The sequence below is a fragment of the Sphingobacterium sp. CZ-UAM genome, assembly GCF_002000245.1.
Classification (GTDB): Bacteria; Bacteroidota; Bacteroidia; order Sphingobacteriales; family Sphingobacteriaceae; genus Sphingobacterium.
This window is the reverse complement of record NZ_MTCM01000003.1, coordinates 392,573-416,750: the sequence shown is the minus strand read 5'-3', so window position 1 is coordinate 416,750 and position 24,178 is coordinate 392,573. Positions and strand designations below refer to the sequence as shown.

Annotated in this window: 14 protein-coding genes and 1 tRNA gene; 12 read left to right on the top strand and 3 right to left on the bottom strand. The window is 41.0% G+C overall.

Annotation, left to right across the window (positions count from 1 at the left end; all coding sequences use genetic code 11):
* Positions 1–100 precede the first annotated feature (100 nt).
* From BWD42_RS15540 to BWD42_RS15505, 8 genes are all read left to right on the top strand, one after another.
* On the top strand, positions 101–1,501 hold the full coding sequence (locus tag BWD42_RS15540; RefSeq protein ID WP_077437300.1) for a sugar porter family MFS transporter: 1,401 nt from the start codon (positions 101–103) through the stop codon (positions 1,499–1,501).
* 57 nt (positions 1,502–1,558) lie between these two features.
* The gene (locus tag BWD42_RS15535) at positions 1,559–4,927 is read left to right on the top strand and encodes a DUF5107 domain-containing protein (protein ID WP_077437299.1); all 3,369 of its coding nucleotides are present in this window, start codon (positions 1,559–1,561) and stop codon (positions 4,925–4,927) included.
* A gap of 8 nt (positions 4,928–4,935) precedes the next feature.
* Positions 4,936–7,728 (top strand): glycoside hydrolase family 2, encoded by a 2,793-nt coding sequence (locus BWD42_RS15530; RefSeq protein WP_077437298.1) that lies wholly within the window; start codon positions 4,936–4,938, stop codon positions 7,726–7,728.
* A 243-nt stretch (positions 7,729–7,971) separates the two neighbouring features.
* Positions 7,972–8,550 (top strand): RNA polymerase sigma factor, encoded by a 579-nt coding sequence (locus BWD42_RS15525; protein ID WP_139351179.1) that lies wholly within the window; start codon positions 7,972–7,974, stop codon positions 8,548–8,550.
* A gap of 83 nt (positions 8,551–8,633) precedes the next feature.
* Complete coding sequence (locus BWD42_RS15520; protein ID WP_077437296.1) at positions 8,634–9,803, top strand: FecR family protein; 1,170 nt, start codon at positions 8,634–8,636, stop codon at positions 9,801–9,803.
* 182 nt (positions 9,804–9,985) lie between these two features.
* The gene (locus BWD42_RS15515; protein WP_077437388.1) at positions 9,986–13,300 is read left to right on the top strand and encodes a TonB-dependent receptor; all 3,315 of its coding nucleotides are present in this window, start codon (positions 9,986–9,988) and stop codon (positions 13,298–13,300) included.
* Between the two features lie 11 nt (positions 13,301–13,311).
* On the top strand, positions 13,312–15,150 hold the full coding sequence (locus tag BWD42_RS15510; RefSeq protein WP_077437295.1) for a RagB/SusD family nutrient uptake outer membrane protein: 1,839 nt from the start codon (positions 13,312–13,314) through the stop codon (positions 15,148–15,150).
* 22 nt (positions 15,151–15,172) lie between these two features.
* A complete protein-coding gene (locus tag BWD42_RS15505) occupies positions 15,173–16,522 on the top strand; it encodes a BT_3987 domain-containing protein (RefSeq protein ID WP_175992072.1) in 1,350 nt (449 codons plus the stop codon).
* A gap of 280 nt (positions 16,523–16,802) precedes the next feature.
* Here BWD42_RS15505 and BWD42_RS15500 read toward each other — a convergent pair.
* Together BWD42_RS15500 and BWD42_RS15495 are read right to left on the bottom strand one after the other, a co-directional pair.
* Positions 16,803–16,874 (bottom strand) — tRNA-Glu (locus tag BWD42_RS15500).
* Between the two features lie 111 nt (positions 16,875–16,985).
* Entirely contained in the window at positions 16,986–17,627 is a 642-nt protein-coding gene (locus tag BWD42_RS15495; protein ID WP_077437293.1) for a 4'-phosphopantetheinyl transferase family protein, read from the bottom strand.
* Positions 17,628–17,794: 167 nt separating this feature from the next.
* Here BWD42_RS15495 and dcd point away from each other — a divergent pair, with 167 nt between their 5' ends.
* Positions 17,795–18,331, top strand: coding sequence for a dCTP deaminase (gene dcd, locus BWD42_RS15490; protein WP_077437292.1), 537 nt, complete (start codon positions 17,795–17,797; stop codon positions 18,329–18,331).
* Position 18,332: 1 nt separating this feature from the next.
* A complete protein-coding gene (locus BWD42_RS15485; RefSeq protein WP_077437291.1) occupies positions 18,333–19,442 on the top strand; it encodes an MBL fold metallo-hydrolase in 1,110 nt (369 codons plus the stop codon).
* Between the two features lies 1 nt (position 19,443).
* On the opposite strand, the gene BWD42_RS15480 is transcribed toward BWD42_RS15485, so the two are convergent.
* Positions 19,444–20,682 carry a glycosyltransferase gene (locus tag BWD42_RS15480; RefSeq protein WP_077437290.1) on the bottom strand — a complete coding sequence of 413 codons (1,239 nt, stop codon included), beginning with the start codon at positions 20,680–20,682 and terminating at the stop codon, positions 19,444–19,446.
* A gap of 121 nt (positions 20,683–20,803) precedes the next feature.
* Here BWD42_RS15480 and BWD42_RS15475 point away from each other — a divergent pair, with 121 nt between their 5' ends.
* Both BWD42_RS15475 and BWD42_RS15470 read left to right on the top strand, forming a co-directional pair.
* The gene (locus tag BWD42_RS15475; RefSeq protein ID WP_077437289.1) at positions 20,804–23,398 is read left to right on the top strand and encodes a flippase-like domain-containing protein; all 2,595 of its coding nucleotides are present in this window, start codon (positions 20,804–20,806) and stop codon (positions 23,396–23,398) included.
* A 75-nt stretch (positions 23,399–23,473) separates the two neighbouring features.
* Positions 23,474–24,106, top strand: a complete 633-nt coding sequence (locus BWD42_RS15470) for a virulence factor (protein ID WP_217700082.1) — start codon at positions 23,474–23,476, stop codon at positions 24,104–24,106.
* Positions 24,107–24,178: the final 72 nt, after the last annotated feature.

Genomic DNA, 24,178 nt, shown 5'->3' with positions numbered 1-24,178 from the left:
AAAAATAATAATATTTTACATGTTTATCGTGCTCACTTACATGATTCTCATGCAGTATTCCTGTACTTTTACGTCAATAAATCTAAATATGTAAATTCTTATGCAAAAGACCGCGACGACGTATTTGCTGCTAATTACTTTTGTGGCCGCTATTGGGGGGTTTCTTTTTGGCTACGATTGGGTTGTCATTGGAGGGGCGAAACCTTTCTATGAGGCATATTTTCATTTGGAATCTGACCCAGCGCTTCAAGGCTGGGCGATGTCGTCGGCGATTGTAGGCAGTTTTATCGGCGTATTGCTTTCGGGAGGCATGGCAGATCGTTATGGACGGAAGCCGCTGATTTATACAGCCGCGATTCTATTTATTATATCCGCTGTGGGAACGGGCATGGCTGCTAACCTCAATGTTTTTATTATCTATCGAGTGCTCGGAGGAATAGGTATAGGTGTAGCTTCCAATTTGGCTCCAATGTATATTGCCGAGATAGCTCCTGCGGAAAGTCGTGGAAAATTTGTCTCGATCAACCAACTGACGATTGTATTAGGTATTCTCGCAGCACAAATTGTCAACTGGCTAATTGCAAAACCTGTATTACCTGACGAGATTATAGCTACAACATGGAATGGACAGCAAGGCTGGCGATGGATGTTTTGGGCAGGAGCAATTCCAGCAGTTATTTTTTTATTACTGCTTTTTCTGATCCCAGAAAGCCCCAGATGGTTATACAACAAAGGAAAACATGAAGCGGCCAGACGTATCTTTTCGCGGATGGGGGGTGATTATTATGCAGACGAAAGTATGGCCACTATCGATGCTACCAATAAAAATAATGATAAACTAAAGAAAAGGAACCTATTTAAGGGAAAATTATTGCAGTTGTTGCTGCTCGGAAGCTTTATCGCCGTCTTTCAACAGTGGTGTGGCATCAATGTGATCTTTAACTACGCGCAAGAGATTTTTACAGCTGCAGGGTATACGGTTTCGGGGATGCTCTTCAATATTATTATAACAGGCGTTATCAATGTCATATTTACTTTCGTAGGGATGTATATGGTCGATAGGGTCGGACGTCGCGCATTAATGTTGTTTGGTGCAGCGGGACTTTTTGGTATTTATGCAGCTTTGGGCGCTTGCTACTATCTCAATTGCAGTGGAATCTTTGTACTTCTTCTGGTATTAGCCGGAATTGCGGTTTATGCAATGACATTAGCGCCGGTGACCTGGGTTATCATTGCAGAAATTTTTCCTACAGCGGTTAGGGCCCAAGCTATGGCTATAGCTACCTCGCTGTTATGGATAGCATGTTTCGTCCTTACCTATACCTTTCCGATGTTAAATCAAAGCTTAGGAGCGGCAGGGACATTTTGGTTGTACGGAATAGTCTGCTTGATCGGCTATGTCTTTTTGTGGGGACAATTGAAAGAAACCAAAGGTAAAAGTCTTGAGGAAATTGAACAGGAGTTGTCTAACGAGGCACAGCATCCTCATGTTTTAAAATAGGACTCGCTTTTATTAAATGAATCAACTTACAGTATATAACCTAATAGCTATTTAAACATGACAGAATTGACACGTTACCTGATTAAATCTACAGTCGATCAGAGCGGCATCGTAAAAGTTTGGGAAGAACCTGTGGCGATACCGACCTATGGGGTTGGTACAATGGAAAAAAATCCGATTTTTGCTGAAAAACGTGTATATCAAGGTAGCTCCGGTGTGGTATATCCTTATCCCATTATTGAAAAAATTAGTGATGAGAAACAGGATAAGATCTATCAGGCACTATTTATTGAAAATGAATATATCAAAGTGATGATTCTGCCTGAACTCGGGGGAAGGATCCATATGGCCTATGATAAAGTCAGAGAACGGCATTTTGTTTATTATAATGAGGTGATAAAGCCAGCGCTGGTAGGACTTACCGGCCCCTGGATTTCTGGCGGGATCGAATTTAACTGGCCTCAGCATCACCGGCCGACGACCTTTATGCCGACAGAATATTTAATTGAGCATAATGCAGATGGCAGTGTGACCGTATGGTGCAATGAAATCGAACGGATGTTTCGGATGAAGGCGATGCAGGGATTTACACTTTATCCCGACAAAGCCTTTATTGAAATAAAAGTGCAGGTCTACAACCGCACAGCTTTACCACAGACCTTTCTTTGGTGGGCCAATCCAGCTGTTGTCGTCAATGATGACTATTATTCTGTTTTTCCACCCGATGTAAACGCCGTGTTTGATCATGGAAAAAGAGAAGTCTCAACATTCCCGATTGCGACAGGAACTTATTATAAATACGATTATTCCGCAGGAGTCGATATTGCACAATACAAGAATATTCCTGTTCCTACATCTTATATGGCCATTCAATCAAAATATAATTTTGTGGGCGGTTACGAAGCCGGAGATACCAATGCGGGAATGTTGCATGTTGCGGATCACCACATTTCTCCGGGAAAGAAACAATGGACATGGGGTAACGGTGATTTTGGTTTAGCCTGGGACCGGAATCTGACGGACGAAAATGGCCCATATATCGAATTAATGGCGGGAGTTTACACCGACAATCAACCCGATTTTGCCTGGCTACAACCCTATGAAGTGAAATCATGGTCGCAATATTTTATGCCCTACGCGGCTGTTGGTCATGTGAAGAATGCAACGAAAGATCTTGTCCTCAATATGGAGGTCCATCAGCAGCGAGCCGACATTATTCTATATGCAACAGCTGTATTTAATGGACTTAATATTGTTCTGAGAGATAAGCAAGGACGAATTTATCTGGAGGAAAAGATTGATTGTTCCCCCCGTGATATTTATAAACAAACTGTTTCCGATTTGCAGAGTGATCCATTGGAACTGATCCTTTCGGTTTATGATAATGATCAAAATGAAATGCTACATTATCAATTGGAGAAACAAAAAGATATCACAGATATTCCAGAACCGGCTCAAGCTGCGTCAATACCAGAGGACGTTCAGTCCATGGAGGAATTGTTCCTGACAGGGCAGCATCTTGAGCAATACCGGCATGCTACCTATAACCCAATGGATTACTATCTTGAGGCATTGCGACGGGATCCGAATGATGTACGATGTAATAATGCAATGGGTGCTCTTTTATTGCGGAATGGAAAGATAGCCGAATCCATCCCCTATTTCCGTACCGCTATTGTGCGACTTACCGAACGTAATCCAAATCCTTACGATGGCGAGGCCTATTATAATCTAGGCTTAGCTTTACAATTATCCGGTGAACTGGAAGTTGCCTATGCCGCTTTTTACAAGGCAACCTGGAATGCTGCCTGGCAGGATGCCGGTTATTTTGGCCTCGCACAAATAGATGCAACACGTGGACAGTGGGATGTTGCTCTGGAAAAAATAGACCGTTCAATAAACCGAAACTGGAAGCATCATAAAGCCCGGCAATTAAAAGCTTCGATTTTAAGAAAATTGGGACGGGTAGATGAAGCGCTGGGTTACATTAAAAATTCGCTGGAAATAGATCCATTTAATATGGGGTGTCAATTTGAATGGTACCTTCAGACAAAGGACGAAGTTATATTATCGCCTATTCTCGATTTATGTCAAGTCAATGTGCAGAGTGTGGTGGAATATGCGTTGGATTTTGCTCAGGCAGGTCTGTATGAAGAAGCTATCCAGTTATTGGAAAAAACAATCGATGACCCGCAAACAGTATATCCAATGATCTATTATGCGCTGGGCTATTTTAACGCTTGCATCGGGCAAAATGATCAAGCAAAAGCCTATTATGACAAAGCTCGTATCATGGACCCGACTTATTGCTTTCCAAATCGCTTGGAAGAGATCGTTATACTTCAGGATGCAATCCTGCACAATAATGACGATGCAAAAGCATATTACTACCTGGGGAATCTATGGTACGGCAAGAGACAACATCAAGATGCGGTTGACTGCTGGGAACAGGCAATACGATTGGATCAACAATTCCCTACCGTTTTTCGGAATCTGGCTCTGGCCTATTATAATCGAATGAACCGAAAGGCGGAGGCTGTTGTTTTGCTTGAAAAAGCATTTGCATTGGATGAAACAGATGCACGTTTGTTGATGGAACTTCACCAGCTCTATAAGAAACAAGGATACAATTATACGGAAAGACTGACGCTATTGGATCGCTATGCAGATCTTGTTGTCAGCCGAGATGATCTTTTCTTGGAACGGATTACACTTTTCAATCTGTTGGGGCGATACGAAGAGGCTCGACAATTACTGGCTTCGCGACAGTTTAAACCGTGGGAAGGCGGAGAAGGGAAAGTGTCCCGTCAATATACAATCTGTCATCTGGAACTGGCAAAAGAAAGATTAAAAGCCAATGATCCAAAGGGTGCCTTGGCCCTGTTAACAGCCATTGATAGCTATCCGCATAATCTTGGTGAGGGTAAACTGATTACAATGGAAGAGAACGATATTTATTATTACAAAGGTCTTGCACACCGTTCGTTGGGAAATGAGGGGGAGGCAACCGCCTATCTCATCAAAGCTACGCAGGGAACTCAGGAACCCCAACAGGCTCTTTTTTATAATGATCCACAACCCGACAAGATCTTTTTTCAGGGACTGGCTTGGTTTGAACTTAAAGAGGAAGAGAGAGCTGAGCAATGTTTCCAAAGTCTAATTGATCATGGAAAAACCTTTCTGAACAAATCTTTTAAAATCGATTATTTCGCGGTTTCATTGCCGGATATGGATATTTGGGAGGATGATCTCGATTATAAAAACAAGATTCATTGCCTATATGTAATGGGCTTAGGTTATCTAGGCAAAGGGGACCTGGAGCTCGCTAAGGGATACCTCATGCAGGTACGGGAGCTTGAACCAAACCATCAGGGCTGTTTATCCATACTGCGTTCATTTATAGCGGAAGTTACCCTAAATAATTAATTACAGTTATGCATCGTTATCTCATTTTATTACTTCTTCTCCTACAGAGCTACTATGTTTTGGCAACCGGAGAGAAAAATCAGCTTGATCTGGCTGGAGAATGGAGCGTACAGCTTGATCCAGAGGATACGGGCATGAAGAATGGATGGACTAACAGATCTTTCACAACAGCCATTAAGTTACCGGGGACAACGGACGATGCTGGACTAGGCATAGCAAATAGCTTGACACCTGCGCTCGCGAAGCCTCAACTTTCACATCTGACAAGGAAACATCGGTATGTGGGGGCAGCTTGGTATAGCAAGGATGTGTTTGTTCCGCAAGGCTGGGCGGGTAAAGAAATGATCCTGAAACTGGAGCGGATTATATGGGAGTCCAATGTCTGGGTTGACGGAATAGAAGTTCCGCAAAAACAGCGCAGTCTTGTAGGTTCACATGAATTTGATTTAAGCTCTTTTTTAAAGGCTGGAAAAAAACATCGTCTGACTATTCGCATTGATAATAGCAAGAAGTTGGCAATCAGCGTCGATAATATGGCACATGCTTACACCGACCATACCCAGATTATGTGGAACGGGATACTCGGTTCGATGTACATTGAAGCGATGGATCGAGTTCATATCAAACAAGTAAGTACTTTTCCGGTGTTGACAGCAAAACGTGTAGACCTGCAGGTAGTACTTTCGAATAAAACACAAAGAAATACCAATAGTACACTCCGGATAAGAGCCAAATTTAAGAGTGATAGCAAGTATCTTCCGACAATGGAAAAGGAGGTTTTATTAGCCCCAGGTGATTCCACCATACAATTAAGCTATGATCTGGGCGCAAATATCCGGTCATGGAGCGAATTTTCACCAAATCTCTATGATGCAGAAGTAGTGTGCCAATCGGGTGAGGGAGTCAATGTGATGAGTACATCATTTGGTATGCGTGAATTGTCAAGGGAGGGAACAGTGATGAAAATCAATGGGCAGCCTCTGTTTCTTCGGGGGACCTTGGAATGCAGCATTTTTCCATTGACAGGGCATCCCCCAATGGACAAACCTGGATGGAAGAAGGTATTTTTGACAGCAAAGCAATGGGGACTCAACCATTTGCGGTTCCACTCTTGGTGCCCTCCGGAAGCTGCTTTTGCTGTAGCTGACGAAATGGGGTTCTATCTTCAAGTCGAATTGCCTATCTGGGAAAATAATGCCGGTAAGGATGATGCGGTGCTGGGTTTTTTATATGAGGAAGCTGATAAGATGATCAGGCAATATGGCAATCATCCATCGTTTTGCTTTTGGAGTATGGGAAATGAGCTGAGTGGCGATTTCGATGCCCTTAACGCACTGGTAAAAAATCTAAAAGAGAAAGATAAGAGACATCTATATACGGCAACATCATTTACTTTTCAGCAAGGACATGGAATTGTCGGCGAACCCTTTGACGATTTTTTGATTACGCAATGGACGGCAAAGGGATGGGTGAGAGGGCAGGGGGTCTTTAATAGTGAACCTCCTGTCTTTAATAAAAATTATAGCGCTTCATTGGATGGCGTTTCGATTCCTGTGGTTACGCATGAAATTGGACAATATGCTGTTTATCCCAATTTAGAGGAGATCAAAAAGTATACAGGTGTTTTAAAGCCGTTAAACTTTATGGCTGTAGCCGAAGATCTGAGACGTAAGGGTTTATTGCATAAAGCGAAGGCATATACCATGTCTTCAGGCAAGCTGGCAGCAATTCTGTATAAAGAAGAGCTGGAACGGGCCCTAAAAACACCGGGTATCAGCGGCTATCAACTCTTGGATCTCCACGATTTCCCGGGACAGGGAACGGCTTTGGTGGGCTTGTTAGATGCTTTTTGGGATAGTAAGAATATTCTTTCGGCAGCTGAATTTAGACAGTTTTGTGCACCGGTAGTACCCTTACTCCAATTCTCGAAAGCAGTATATACCAATGACGAAGTATTTGTGGGGATGTTAGACATCAGCAATTATGGTGCTGCAACATTGAACAATCAATTGGTTGAGTGGTCTATGAAAGATGATACAAAAATTATTGCAAAAGGTCACTTTCAAACCGTCGTCCGCCAGGGATACAATGGGAATGTAGGTCGCTTTGAAGTGCCGCTGCAGGCAATACAACAGGCCAAAAAGTTGACAGTTCATATTAATCTAAAGAGTACCAGCTTTGAAAATCATTGGAATATATGGGTGTATCCAAAAGAAAATCAAATTGATTTTGCGGATGTAAGCTATACAAGAGAGCTGGACGAAGCTTTACGGCTGTTGCAGGCAGGTAAAAAGGTCCTTTTAAATCCTGACTGGAAAAAAATTACAGGTATTGAAGGCAAGTTTGTTCCAGTATTTTGGAGCCCGGTACATTTTCCGAAGCAGGCTGGGACAATGGGATTGCTCTGTAATCCAAAACACCCAGTATTTGCTGATTTTCCGACAGCAGGACATACCGACTGGCAATGGTGGGACTTACAGATCAAATCGACAACAATGTTGATGGATCAGATCAAAGGCGGCGAAACCCTTGTCGAGATGATCGATAATTTTGCAAACAATAGAAAATTAGCTTCACTATTTGAGGGGGCAGTGGGGAATGGCAAACTGATGGTAGCCTCATTTGATCTCGCGACTGATTTGGACCAGCGACCTGTCGCAAATCAGATGTTGCAATCCATACTCACTTACATGAAGAGCTCGAAATTTGCACCAAAAGTTATCGAAAATCCTGAGGTATTGCAGCAGATTTTACACTATAAAGAATTGCAAGAAAAAGCTGCTCCCGGTGCTATTTATTAGTTTGATTTTTTTAAAACCTGTATATCAATAAGTTAAATTAAAAAAAACGGGCGTTGCAGGACTTAAACGAAACCAAAAGTTTAATATACAAGCTGATGCGCATACAATTTATTTTTATGAGAATATGAAACTTTAAATGAAAAAAAAGTGCTATTGAAATCATTGCTAGATTGTTTCAATAAACTGATTTTTTACCGGAAAAGAAAAACGACCAATAATACTGAAGAGCAGGGGGCTCGGGTTATGAAAAAAGAATTTAATGAAGCGAATTTGATTCAGGGTCTTGCTATGGGAAGTGAGGCCGCTTTGCTACAGTTTTACCGGCTGTATGCAGATCGAATCTTTGATGTTTCCTTTCATTTGTTGAAAGATACCGGTTGGAGCGAGGATATCGTGCAGGAAGTGTTTGTTAAGCTGTGGACCAATCGTATGAGCATAAGACAAGATGTTGATCTTTGGCCATTTCTATATGTTTTGACCAAAAGAGAGTGCTTTAACAAACTAAGGAGTATTAAGCGCTCGCATGCTGCTTTTGAACTATTGGCATATCACATCGACAGTCAATCCGAAACCGCAGATCGGGTGGTCGAACGAAAAGAGCTGTCCGAGGAAATTGAGAGTTACCTTTCCCAATTACCGGCTCAACAAAAACTTATATTTACCTTGAGTAGGGTCGATGGAGTTCCCTGTCAACAAATAGCTGAGGAACTAAACCTTTCTAAAAACACGGTAAAAAATCATCTTGCCCGAGCGTCGAAATCCCTGAAACAGGCCCGATCTGGAAGAAACCTGTTATTATCCCTATTTTTTTATTTTTTTTAAAAAAAGAATATTTCATGTAGTCCTTTTTTGATTTTGTGGTGTACTGCCTAAAATAAACTTAGAAAGTACGAACCAATTTGACCATGCAAGAAGAAAGACTACGCTATTTGCTGACCAATTATTTCCGAAATACAATCTCGCGGACTGAGTTAAAAGAGATGTTAGATAAATTAGATGGTCTGGATGAATCCCAGTTTTCATCTCTGTTTGAAAGCTTGGAAGAGAAGATCCCCGTTCGTTCAGAACTATTTAACAAGGACAGGGTAGCTGAACAGCTTTCCCATCGTATTAAAGAAGGCAAAGAAGAATCAGCATACAGTGGAAGAGATAGAACAAACTATGTCAAGTGGGGTAGTTTAGCCGCTGCTGTTGTTATTTTTTGTTTTTCAATTGTATACTTTGTAAAGCGTGAATCGGCGCCGCTTACACATCCCAAAAAGGTTTTAACGAATGAGATCGCTCTTCCTGATGGGAGTGCACCCATAGTTACTCTGTCTACAGGTGAACAATACTCGATTTCCGCCGATAATCCCGAATCATTGGAAAAAGGCAATTTGACTATTATCAGGGACAACGATGGAACATTGTTATATCAGCTGAAACATAGTGGGCGTGGTTCTGAAAAACGGACATTTCATAGTCCCAAAGGAAATGCTTTGACCTTACAACTGATTGATGGAACAAAGGTACATTTGAATTCCGGATCCAGTCTTACTTACCCTTTACATTTTGAGACAGCCAATAGAATAGTTTTCCTAGATGGTGAGGCCTATTTTGATGTTGCGCATGACCCTGTTAAGCCCTTTATTGTGGAAACAAAGCAAACACGGATTAAAGTCCTGGGAACACAGTTTAATGTGTCATCCGATTTAACCAAGACCAAGACCCTCACGACTTTGATTAAAGGTAAAGTAGAGGTGAGCTTGGGCAGCAACCATAAAATTCTAGCCCCAGGTATGCAAGCGGAATCAGATCCGCAACAGCAGCATATCGTGTTGAAGCAGGCTGATCTAAAAGAGATCTTGGCCTGGCGTGATGGTTTTTTCCGCTTTACGGAGGATGATATAGAAACGGTGCTTCAAAAAGTAAAAGAATGGTATGATATCAAGGAGATCAAAATACAATCTACTTCAACTGACACATTTACTGCTATGATGAAAAGAACCAAGAAGCTTTCAGATTTACTCAAGCAGCTCGAAAAGACATCCAATTATAAATTTAAAATTCAGGATGGGAGGGTCCTTGTTATGTGACAATGCGATATGAGAAGCTAAATGTAATCGGAAGTGCTCGCAACACTCCCGATCGATGCTTAGCAATTAAATAGACCTAATTGAATTATAAACCATTTAACACCAAACCTATACAAATGTATAAAAGGAATAGCAAAAGTTGCTTTTTTAAACAGAAATTCTTTGTAAAAGCATTTATCAGGATGAAAGTATGTATACTAATCCTCATTATCTCCATGGTGCATGTCCATGCAGCTAGTTTTGGTCAACAAGTAACCTTGGATATAAAAAACGGACATTTGGTGGATGTCCTGGATGAGATTCAAAAACAAACGGGGTACGAATTCTTGTACAATAATAAATTAGTCAATAAACAGAAGCGGGTGACCATTAAAGTAAAGAATAGAAACTTTAAGGAAGTCCTGCACGAGTTTTTGAACGAAAGAAGCCTTACTTATGAGCTAAATCTGAATACGGTTTTGATCGTTGCAAAACCATCATCGTCTACCCTGCCACTAAATGTCGCTCGGTTACAGAAAAAAAAGATTACCGGGGTCGTTTCAGATGCAAAGGGAAATGCATTGGAGAGCGTCACCGTTGCGGTCAAGGGGACAAATGTAGCTACAAAAACCGATGCACAAGGGCGATATACCCTAGAGGTAGAAGATCAGCACAAAATACTTATATTTTCCTTGGTGGGCTACCAGTCAATTGAACATACAATAGGTAGTTCCAACCAAATCGACATTACCTTAGTGACGGCGGTAAGTGATTTGGAGGAGGCGGTAGTTGTCGCTTATGGAAAACAACGAAAACTCAGTGTAATAGGCGCAATATCCTCGGTCTCGCCAAAGCAATTGAAGACCCCAGTCGCAAAAATCAGTAGTGCTTTAGCCGGACAGATGGCTGGGGTGGTCACTGTACAGGGTTCTGGAGAACCCGGATCAGGTACATCTTTCTGGATTCGGGGAGTAGCGAGCTTCGGCGAAAGCACTGGCCCATTGATCTTAGTAGATGGTATCGAACGGCCCATGGACCTTGTGGATCCCGAAGATGTGGAGTCCTTTTCCATTCTAAAAGATGCAACAGCAACGGCCGTTTATGGGGTGCGGGGGGCAAATGGAATCGTACTTATTACAACAAAGAGAGGTAAGAAGAGCGATAAACCACTTATCAATGCACGTATCGAACGAGGTATATTGCAGCCTGGAGTTTTACCTAAATTAGCCAATGCTGCACAGTGGCTGGATTATTATAATGATATCAACTACGAAGCTTCGGGCAAAATTCAACTTTCTCAGGAGGAAATTGACAAGTATGTGAACAAAGTGGATCCAGATGTCTATCCTAATGTGGATTGGATGCAAGAGATATTCAAGAAAAGGACTTCCAACGAACGATTGAATGTAAATGTTACTGGAGGTGGTGATTTCATTAAATATTATGTGTCGGGCTCTTATATGAAGGAAAATGGTATCTTTCAGCCTAGGAGGACATCAAACTATGATCCTTCGGTAAACTTTGATCGGATCAATTTTCGTTCAAATGTAGATATTAGACTTTCTCGTTCCACAGAGGTAAATTTAAATCTTTCAAACCAGTACGAAACAAAAAATAGACTGGGGGTAGACCTTTGGCGAATGTACGAGATGGTATTACACACAACGCCAGTAGCGACTCCAATCCAATTTTCTAATGGTGCTTATGCTCAGCCTCAAGGCGGGAATAATCCATATTATGCCCTTAATACAACGGGCTTTTCAAAAGACTTTTGGAATAACGCGCAATCCTTGATCGGGGTAACACAGGACTTTTCTGAATTGATAACACCTGGACTAAAAGCGAATGTTAAATTTTCATGGGACGCTAAAAATTCTTCTACATTGGATAAAAGGAAGAGCCCGACAACCTATTATGTTGATAAGGCCAATCCCAGAGACAGTGAGGGGAACCTGATTTTAAAGGATAATGGCAATGGCAGTGATTATTTAAGTTTGGCAGATTGGCATTCGGGTGAAAGAGCGACCAACTTCGAAAGTTCGCTAATGTATGATCAGTTATATGGTGGAAAGCATAGAGTAGGCGGACTATTTCTTTTTTCTATGCGCGAACGGACGAATAACTTTCCTAGTAATGATTACATCGCCGCTTTCCCTTATCGGAATACAGGTATTGCCTCTCGTCTGACCTATTCCTATCAGGATCTTTATTTTATTGAGGGCAACTTTGGTTATAATGGTTCCGAAAATTTTGCTCCAAAGAAACGTTTTGGTTTTTTCCCTTCCTTGGCTTTAGGTTATATTCTGAGTAATGAAAATTTCTTTCAGCCCTTATTACCTGTTGTCAATTTTATGAAGTTACGGGGATCTATCGGTCGGATCGGTAGTGATAAGATTGGGGGAAGCCGTCGATTTGCTTACAATTCCGAGATGAAGTTGGAAGGAGCTTATTCTTTTGGTATTGGCGGGAAAAACTGGATTCAGGGGATCGCTACGGGTTATCCAGGGAATCCGCTTGTAGCTTGGGAAAGCGCTTTAAAACGAAATATTGGTCTGGAATTAGGACTATTCAACAAACTGACGATTCAGGCGGATTATTTTGCGGAGAAAAGAGACGGGATTTATATCGTTCAGGAAAGCGTCCCTTCGATTGTAGGTATTAATGTAAAACCTTATGTCAATATCGGTCAAATGGAAAATAAAGGTATTGAAGGCTCTTTTGAATTTAATCATCAACAAGGAGAACTGGGTATACAGGCTAGGGGTAATATTACGTATAACAGAAATAAAAAACTATTCGACGACAAACCTACTCCAAGATGGCCATATTTATCGGAGGTAGGGCAACGTTGGGGACAGCAGCGAGGCCTGATTGCTTTGGGGCTTTTTGAATCCGAAGAGGAAATTGCACATAGTCCAATTCAGCGGTATGGTGACGTTATACGCCCCGGTGATGTGAAATATAGAGATATCAATGGTGATGGAGAAATCACAGATGAAGATATGGTAGCAATCGGTGACACTGAAATGCCACAATTGAATTATGGGTTTGGGGCAAGTGTCTCCTGGAGAGGCTTTGACCTCGCTGCTTTCTTTCATGGTGTGGGTCAAATAACTCGAATTATAGCTGGAGGTCCTTTATACGGACAAACAGGAAATATTTGGGGATATGGACAAATTTATGCTGATGTGGCAGATAACCGCTGGAGTGCCGATAATCCAAATCCAAATGCAGCTTATCCGCGATTGTCATTTAATATTGCAAATAACTCAAGACCATCTACTTTATGGCAACGGAATATGAGCTTTATGCGCTTAAAGAATTTAGAATTTGGATATACTCTGCCTAGACAATGGACTCAAAAATGGAAAATGTCAGTTGTACGACTCTATGCGCAGGGAGTGAATGTGTTTACATTCAGTAAGTTCAAGATGTGGGATCCCGAACTGGAAACGGTTTCTGGAAGTAGTTACCCTCAAATGCGTGTATTTAATATTGGTTTAAGTGTAACACTTTAATAAAAGAAACGATGAAAAAATATTTATACTTCCTGTCTTGCCTTTTGCTATCAGTGTTTTTCAGTGCCTGCAGCAAATACCTTGATGTTGATTTGGAAAATCAAATGACACTCGACGAAGTCTTTAACAAACGTAAGACGACTGAACAGTACCTTGCTCAGGTATATGGCTATCTGCCCCTAGAACATGATATGTTCTATAGTGAAGGTGGAAATGTTCCGCTTAGTGATGAAGCGCTATTCTCGTGGGTCTCATGGGTACCCTGGCTTAATTTTGCTAATGGCACTTGGGGTGTAACAACAACTGATTATGCAACCTGGGAACATAACTATAAAGGGATCAACCAGGCGACTGTTTTTATCAATAATGTTGATAAAAATGTAGAATTGAGCGAATCTGTAAAAAGCACAATGAAAGCGGAGGCTCGTTTTCTAAGAGCATACTTTTATTATTTATTGCTTAGACGATATGGTCCTGTATTTGTCTGGGGAGATCGCGCTGCAGATGATAAAATTGATCCAAAGACTGTAGATCGCATGCCGTTACAGGCCAATGTAGATTTTATTCTCTCCGAATTTGACAAGGCAACGGCTGTATTACCACTGGAAATTACAGATCAGGCATGGTATGGTCGTATAACCAAAGGCGCTGTAATGGCGGCGAAGGCAGAACTTTTATTGTACATGGCTCGACCTTTATTTAATGGCGCAAAGCTATATGTTGGCTTGAAAAATAAAGACAGCGAATTTCTTTTCCCCCAGATAGCGGACGCTAATAAATGGGAACTCGCGGCAAAAGCAGCTAAGGATGTCATTGATTTGAATCTTTATTCCTTATATGTGGATACCAAAGAAAAAGATCCATTTCGTCACGCAATAAAATCGTATATGGGGATTTATTTTGATAAATGGAACTCTGAAGTAATATGGGGACGTTGGTCAGATGATGGATTTAATTATAATGTACGCACGGCTCCTCCAAAAGTGGTGACTATAGGTTACGGAGGGTATGCTCCTTCACTTAAGCTGGTTGATGCATATCCAATGGCGAGTTCAGGACGTTATCCGGTTATAGGGTATGGGGCCAATGGACAACCGGTTATTGATGAAAAATCAGGGTACAAAGAGGCTGGCTTCACGGACAATTATGTTCATCCTTTGGATAATTTTGCTGCATTTAAAGCTCATAATAGCTGTGTTGGACGGGATGCAAGATTCTATGCATCCATTCTAGCCAGTGGTATGTATTGGACAAACCCGAAGCCTCAGCCTAGACAGGTAACATTTTTTGAAGGCGGTACTTCATCTTATACAAAAACAGGAGACTGCGTAAAGTCGGGCTACCTCTGGCGGAGAATGAGCGACCCGACCAATGACATTGAAGCTGGAAATTGGGGACAATTTGCTTGGCCTTATTATCGGCTTGCAGAGATATACCTCAACTATGCAGAGGCATGTAATGAAAAGCCAAATCGGAATGAAGCCGAGGCCTTAAAATATGTCAATCTCGTTCGTCAACGTAGTGGCTTAAATAATTTAGAGGTAGCCTACCCCGAAGTATTGGGCGATAAAGAAATGCTCAGAACACTTCTTCGGAAAGAACGTATGGTGGAGCTCGCATTTGAGGGACATCGCTACTTAGACTTAAGGACTTGGATGACAGCGGAGCAGGAAATGAATGAACCTTACTATACACGTAATGTAGCTGCAACAAACTATGAATCTTCATGGGAAAGGACGAAGGATGTATTTCCTGGCAAACGGTCGTTCCAGCCTAAGCATTATTTCTTCCCGATACAACAAAAGCAGCTGAGTGAAATGATTCATATTACACAAAATTATGGATGGTAGTTATTTATTAAAACTGAAGGTGATGAGAAATTATATATTCTATTGTGTTTTTCTATTTGCACTACTTCTAATGAATGGGTGTCAGAAGGATGACCGGATGAATAATATGGTAGACGATACCATATATATCCGCGACTATAAAGAGAATAAGATAACCGTATTTGATTGGGGGAAATTTGATTACAATGTGACAATAATTAAGGCGGGTATTGGACAGAAAGCTACAACAGTAAATTTTCAGATTGACGAAGCTTATCTGGCAGATTACAATGCAAAGGAGGGGACGAATTATAAGCTGCTTCCTATGGATTGTTATACAATAGGCAATTCTGCTTTGGTATTTGGAGAAAAAGATACACAACGAGATGTACATTTTGTCTTCGACAGTCACAAGATAAAGGCCTTACAGGGAAAATATAAAGAACAATATGCGCTTCCCTGCCGCATTGCGTCGGAGGGAGATTTGTTAAAATCACTTAAACCGGAGATGGGGGCAGTTTTGCTCATACCTATTGTTAAGGATCCCTTTTTGGAGTTTATCTCGCCGGGGCTACAACTTGATCTGGTCAAATTGACACCGACAGGTGCGGAACAGGTAAAAGGGGAAGCGGTGGTTACAACAAATTATCCCAATCGATGGGATCTCGATTATGAAATCGAGGAATATCCAGCAGCTTTAGAGGCTTATAATGCCACGATAAAGGAGGAAGAAAAGGAAAAACGATTGAAATTGCTCCCAAAGACAGCCTATCAGTTATCACAGATGCCCTATAAAATTGAAGCCAAGAAAAATAAGGGAAGCTTCGAATTTACGATTATCAGGAAAGGACTTGTTAGTGGAACCACAAACTTATTTGGCGAATATGCATTGCCTTTGCGGATCAAATCTGTTTCAAAAAATAGTATTAATCCAGAGGCATCGACGATACTGGTTCCTGTTTCATTTCAACCACCAGATATTGCCCGTACAGGGTGGAAGGTTATTCAGGCTTCTTCGGAATGGATCGGCGGGGGTGAAAAAGAAAATATTCTGGATGGCAACGTGGATACCTACTGGCATAACATTTGGATGGGGGGAGAACCGCCACTACCACATTTCTTAATCATCGACCTGGGTAAAGAACACGAAATGATGGCAATTGAGCTTATAAGAAGAGCAAACAACGATCTGAAAACGGTATTATTTGAGGTCAGCACCGATAATAAGACCTATATTCCAGTTGGTAAAGTTGACTTTGGTACAAATAATCCAAAACATACACTTATGACCAATATTCCGACGACGAAAGCTCGTTATTTGAAATGTATTGTTACCGAGAGTAACCGTCCACCTTCATCCGCTATTGCTGAAGTATATGTAAAAGGTTTGTAGCGATATCTGATATTTATCGTATTATCAATAGGTAGATTATTGTAGGGTTGTTCGATTTTTTTCGAACAGCCCTATTTCTTTTAGAAAGAATATGCTGAGCAATAACCTCTATTGGTTAATCAATATCGTATGGTTACATTGAATAAATGGTTCCTGAGTCCTTATTGATTTTTATGCGTCTTGTTTAAAAGTGGAGGCGAGAATAGAAAAATGAGACACTGTAGAAGTTAAAACAAAAAATCCCGCAATTTTGATTTGCAGGATTTTTTGTTTTTTTAAGTAGCCCGTAGGGGAATCGAACCCCTGTTTCAAGAATGAAAATCTTGCGTCCTAACCCCTAGACGAACGGGCCATTTCCTTTGTGATGCTGCAAATATAGAAGCTTTTTCAATAAGCACAAAAAAAAACTGCGCTTATGTCGCTAATTCGCTGAAATTGAGAAAAATTATTTTTTTAAGTGACCTTAGCCAACAGCATATGCAAGCATATATTCATTGAATTTTTCATAATGTACCTCAAAAGTATGCCGATCGAGGTGGCTGTCGAGCTCAAGTTTTAAGACACCTTGTTTTTGGTATTCGAAAGGTTGTATGGTCATGTTGTTTAAGAAAGAAACCCCTGAATTTCCCTGAAGTTTATAGATTGCTTCTTTTGCGCACCAGCAGGCATATAACTGCTCATATCGCGTATCGCTCTGCGTAATAAAAGCAAGTTCAACGGGTTTGAGAAACTTATGTTCGATACGTTCAACTTTCGTCTTGATGATTTCCATATCTATACCTACTTCCCCTTCCGTACTTATCATTGCTGCGGCATAGTCAAAAGAGTGTGAAAGTGATATCTTCTGCGGGAAATTGGCAAGATAAGGCTTACCATTAGGATCGGAAGGACAGTCAATATAACGCGAAGTATTCAATAACGTCCGCAACAACACACGTGTAGCCAGCCAATGCAAGCGTCGCTTACCCTTGTTAAATGAGCTTAATTTGGCCTTCTCACGCTCATCCAACTGAAGTTTGGACAATAAATCCTCGTCCGATTCCTCAATCCGCCAAATGGCAAATTTGGTTTGGCTATCTATTTCACGTAAATACACTAGACTCATACCCAAATTTAAAAAACAAATCGCAAATTATTGTACACTCGATGTTGAGCAATCTGAAAAATTGATGGGTTTGTTTTTTTAATAAAAAAATAGCGTAAAAATTTGTGTGAGAACCGTATTTTTGAATTTATATAGCATGGCCTGATGCTCTTGCTATCTTGATACACATGATTTTATCGGATAAAAGAATTCTTGAAGAGATTGAAAATGGCAGTATTGTCATTCAACCATTTGATCGTAAGTGCTTAGGAACAAATTCCTACGATGTGCATTTGGGTAAATATTTGGCGACTTATGCGGATCGCGTATTGGATGCCAAAAAGCATAATGAAATTAACCATTTTGAAATCCCAGAAGAAGGTTTTGTATTGGAACCTAATACCCTATATTTAGGCGTTACGCTGGAATATACAGAAACACACAAACATGTTCCTTTTTTGGAAGGAAAATCGAGTACTGGCCGTCTGGGAATTGATATCCATGCAACAGCAGGTAAAGGTGATGTGGGCTTTTGCAATACATGGACATTGGAGATATCTGTTGCACAACCCGTCAGAGTCTATGCAGGTATGCCAATCGGTCAATTAATTTATTTTGCTGTAGAAGGCGATATAGAGACGTTTTACAATACAAAGGGTAATGCAAAATATAATGGCAAGACTATCCGTCCTGTCGAATCCATGATGTGGAAGAATAGTTTCTAAAATGAAAAACGTTGGATGGATTATTTTGGGGATGCTATTGATTGTCTTGGTCAGTGGTGTGCTCTATTATTTTTTCCATCCGATGTTTGGCGGAAGCTTTAAAGGTGCGCGATTGGAGCGGATGAAACAATCGCCTAATTTCAGAAATGGTGTATTTCATAATCTTGAGGTAACTCCATCCCTAAAGAGTGATGTAAACATTGTGTCTTTAATGTGGGACTTTCTTTTTAATAAAAAACCGGGGCTGAAGCCATTGGGGGCATTACCAGCCATGAAATGCGATCTAAAAAACCTGCCGTTACAAGATATTCTGGTTTGGTTTGGCCATTCATCCTACCTGCTGAAGATTGATGGTAAATTATTGCTTGTAGACCCTGTATTCAGCGAAAACGCCTCGCCCGTTCCGGGGAGTAACAAAGCATTTAAAATCGCTGTGGATTACACTGCAGCAGACTTCCCCCCAATAGATTATCTATTTATTTCCCATGATCACTATGATCATCTTGATTATGAGACCATAACAAAATTGCGAGAGAAAGTCGGTCAGGTTATCTGCGGCTTAGGGGTAGGTGCGCATTTCGAATCCTGGGGTTATAAACCAGAGCAGATTATCGAAGGCGACTGGTATGATCAAATACACCTTGTGCCTGATTTTAAGGTAACTTTTACTCCTGCAAGGCATTTTTCCGGCCGTAGATTCACTCGAAACAATACCCTTTGGACATCCTTTGTACTGAAGACTGCGAACTATAATTTATTTTTAGGGGGCGATAGTGGTTATGGAAAACACTTTAAGACAATCGGTGAACGGTTTGGTCCATTTGATCTGGCTATTTTGGAGAACGGGCAGTATAATGATGCATGGCATTATATCCATTCGCTGCCCGAAGAATGGGGTCTTGAAACAAAAGACCTGCAAGCAAAAGCCACACTGCCCGTTCACTCTTCAAAATTCGCCCTGGCCATGCACGGATGGAAGGAACCGATGGAGAAGTTTTACGAAACGGCTCAAAGGGAACATAGTAAACTTATTACCCCAAAGATAGGAGAACTTGTTCATCTGAATAAACTGGATACTGTATATTCCCCTTGGTGGCGGGAGCTTGAATAAATTATTGCTTGTTTTTTTCAGCAATCCATAACGACATATATTTTGTGCTCTGTACAGTGTGATGCAGGAGGATTTGGCTAATAAAATTTTGCTGCCGATGTTTACCTAGCTGTACTTTAATTAAAGATAGATTAGTCATGAAATCCGCTTGGTATTTTCGTTTTTCATAACGCTCGTTAATGATACGAGTGCCCTGGATCTGGGCTGTTTTCCAGATGTCTTTATCGTTATACAGTTCCATTGATTTTATGCAGAATGTTTCAGGGTCATCTTCGATAAAGCCATTCCAGGGTAGATTGCCCTTCATAGCTTCGGCACCAATGGACGTTGTAACAGAGGGTGTACCACTATGCATGGCATCGATAAATTTGCCTTTCACCCCTGCTCCAAATTGGATCGGAGCAATCAATAGTCTGTAATTGGACATGGTGTCCTTGGCTGACTCCGCTCGCCCCTTAATATGAAAGTTCTCTTTGGGGTTATGCAGTTGGAGCACTTTTTGCGTAGGATACGCCCCATAAATATGTAATTCTACTTTCGGAAGCATTTTTCGGAGAACCGGCCAAATTGCAGTTTTTAGATATTGTACAGTATGCCAGTTAGGCTCATGGATGAAGTTGCCAATAAACAGCAGGTCTTTTCGCTCTTCGAACGGCTTCCATGCATTAATTTCCGCAGCCGTAATTTCATTTTCAAGAAAAGGTAGGTAATAGAGTATATCCGGTGAGATACGGAACACTTCAGTTAGAATTTTCATTTCAGACTCCGAGATGATTAAGGATAAATCGCATCGTAATATCGATGCAATTTCTCTTTTTGCGGTGTCGTTAAATAATTCCTCAAAGGAAAAATTGCCCTTGTTTTTGATACAGTTTTGACGTGCCTGCCTTAAGAAATGGAGATCTTCGGTATCAAGTATCCGAAGGGAATCAGGACATTGCTGAGCCACCCGCCAACCATATTGTTCCTCCACCATAAAACGGTCAAAGACTACTATGTCAGGTTTTAGTTCTGCGATAAATCCGTCAAAGCTGTCACTGTTTAATACAATGGGTTGTTCATCAACACCGAGAGGTTTCAATGCCGCACTGTAAGGAGACTTTGCTGCAGCGGAAGCAAATGTAATTTGATAAGAACGGTCAATGAATGTCTCGATCAATTGCATCATCCGAAAACCCGCAGCCGATGATGTTGGCTCCGGCCATACCAGTCCGACGAACAAAACCCTTTTCTCTTTCATGGATGAAAATTACTGATTAATGCCAAAAGAATTGATGAAAACTTAACAATTTATCATTTTCAAACGATTAGCTTTATTTCGTGTTTATAATACGGTTGGTTATTATACAATAAACGATAATATGGGCAAGACTATTGTTCAGCACATTCAACATTTTTCGCCAAAAACCTATTGGAAAGAGCTAATAGCTGTTTTGGTCATTTTGTTAGCCTTTGTTTTTTTTAGAAATGAAAGAAAAGAGCTGGCCGCCATTATTCCGCAGTTGAAGGCAGCAGATCTGACTTGGGTTTCGATCGGTATCGGTATTACTCTCCTCTATGTCTTGTTGCAAGGATTGATGTATGTGCAGAGTTTTAAAGCTATTGGTCTTTCGATTAATTTAAAAATTGCCATAGATCTATTCTTAAAAAGAAACCTGCTCAGTGTATTCCTCCCAGCAGGTGGTATTAGTTCACTCGCCTATACCACCACGCAGTTGCGCAAGAGAAATCTAAATACGACACAGATTCATCAGGCTGGTGCCATCTATGGTTATGTGGGACTACTAACCGTTTTTCTGATCGGAGTCCCCGTGATATTATATACCATTTGGGACAATAAAAATTTTGGAGATGCTTGGATTTCATTACTGATTTTGGGAGTGCTTTTGGCCGTTGTGTTTTGGTTGGTATGGTCTTTTCGTACGCATAAAGGAATCTATCGGTGGATGGAGTTAAAGTTTCCGGCTGTTGCCTCCAATATAGACGAGATATTCTCTGGAGAGGTGAAGATGAAATATCTCTTAGGGACGGTATTGGCTTCAATCGTTGTGGAGTGCTGTGGGATAGCACATGCTTTTGTCAGTATGTATGCTTTGGGCTTGGATCATTCCTTTGAAGCTGCAGCTATCGCCTATACGGTTTCGGTGGTTTTGATGATTGTATCGCCCTTTTTGCGGGGATTGGGGGCGGTGGAACTAACCATGTTATATATCTTCAAAGCATACGGTTACGGCCAGGCCGAAGGTTTGGGTATAACCATTCTTTATCGGGTATTCGAATTCTGGCTGCCCTTATTGTTAGGATTGATTGCTTTCTCTTGGCGCGGTAGGCAACTATTAGCACGTGTAGGACCAGCCTTGCTGATCTTCTTTTTGGGTATGGTCAACATTGTTTCGGTATTGACACCTCCATTGGCAGATCGCATGAAGCTAGACCGGTTTTATTTACCTCTCGAAGCTATCCATGCATCAAAGTTTATGGTATTTGTTCTGGGAGTAGGCTTGTTGGTTACCTCAGCATATTTGATCAAAGGTTTTCGCGTGGCATTTTGGATAGCTGTTGTGTTTAGTGCGCTTTCTTTATTTGGACATGTGTTTAAAGCATTGGACTATGAGGAAGCATCAGTAGCCCTGTTGACCCTTATCTTTTTGGGGATTAGTTATAAACAGTATCCGATTAAAAGTAATATTCGCTGGGTAAGAATCGGATTCGTAACCTTTGCTGTCGGATTGATCGGGGTCTGTTTGTTTGAAATATTGAGCTTTTACTTTATTGATAAACAACATTTTGGTGTTGAGTTTACTTGGCGCCAGTCTATTTATCATACCGTAAAAAGTTTCCTGTTATTCGCTGATGATGATCTGATGCCACATACCAATTTCGGACAGGAATTCCTGCGGATTACACAAGTTTTAGGGGTTTTCTGTTGGTTTCTGCTTATCTATGCGCTGGCGCGCCCGCGTTTGATTGCCGACGAGGATTCAAGTAAGTCTGAACTAGAACGGGCACAACAGCTGTTGGAGGAATTTGGGCAGTCACCGATGGATTTTTTCAAATTGGGGAAGGACAAAGTTCTTTTTTTCTCTGAGATTTCAGAGGGTTTTACAGCGTATCGACTAGCAAATGAATTTGCAATTGTATTGGATGAGCCAGTCTGTGAACAAGGCGATAAAGAAGAACTGGTTGAGGAGTTTGATCGGTATTGTTATGCAAATGGATTAAAAGCTATTTATTATCGGGTTGATGAAAATAGTCTGGTTCATTTCTCATCGCTTCGCAAACAGAAGATAACGATCGGCCAAGAGGCTGTTTTGGAATTAGAGAGATTTACACTGGAGGGGAAAGACCGTAAATCACTGCGTAATGGACTTAATGCAATTCAGAAAAAAGGGTTTACCACAGCAGTATTGAAAGCGCCGCAGCAACTAGAGACGTTGGATGAGCTTAAGGCCATTTCTGACGAATGGTTGAAGGAATTTGATAAAAAAGAAATGGTCTTTTCCCAAGGGATGTTCAATGCCGAAACGCTCGTCGAACAGGATATTATTGTCCTTAAAAATGATAGTGACAAAATCGTGGCCTTTCTGAATATTATTCCTGACTATGCCAAGGATGAATGTACTTATGATATGATCCGAAAGTCACTGGAAGCACCGGGCGGCAGTATGGATGCGTTAATAGTTGAGATGATCAGCTACGCAAAAGCCCAAAATTATAGCTATTTGAATATGGGAATGGTTCCCATGACGGGGTTGGAAACAACAGATAGTCCGGCAGAAAAGATTATGAAATTTGCTTCCACACGGTTGGGAAACTTCAAACATTATCATAGTTTGCGCGATTTTAAAGAGAAGTATGCGACCTTTTGGGAAAACAAATATCTTATCTTTGATAATGATTTTGATCTGATACAGCTCCCTGTTGCATTAGTTAAGGTGATGAAACCTAATGATTAATATACTTTGGAGCCTTATTCAGCAAGTATTACTGATCCTATGAAGAAGTTGACCGTTTTATTTATCATTGGTTGCATGGCATTTCATGTCCTCGCCCAACAACGTTTGATCGAAATGAAATATTGGAATAATAAAGCAGTATTACCTCTGGTGCTTTACTTGAGTGGAGATGGTGGATTCAATTCTTTTTCAAATAAGGTATGTCAGTTGATTGCTGATGCGGGGTACGCTGTGGCTGCTATTGACTCCAAGAACTATTTTTGGAAGAAAAAGACCGCCAAGGATATCGCCGCGGATATTTCGAATACACTCAAAAACCTTATTTTGGCAAGACAGAACCAGCAGCTTTTTATTGTGGGCTATTCTTTTGGAGCGGATGCAGTGCCTTTTATCATAAACCGTATCGATCCCTTAGTAAAGAAAAATGTACGAAGCATCGTACTGTTGGAACCCTCAGTGTCCACAGATTTGGAGATTCATATCGCCGATATCTTGGGGCGGAGTAGTACCAAACGTAGCCTTGACGTTGTTGCCGAGATTAATCGGATAGAAGGGATTAAAACGAGCATTGTTCTGGGAGATGATGAGGCCGAATTTCCGGTAGAGAAGATTCGCTTGAAAAACTTTAACAAGAAATATCTTTCAGGCGGACACCATTTTAGTGGTAATGCAGATAAAGTGGTTCAGACAACGCTGTCTCTTTTTTAGTATTTCTTATCCTAGATCAAATAAATTGATAAAAAGACCTACTATTTTTGAATTAGTTTTTAAATAGAGAAG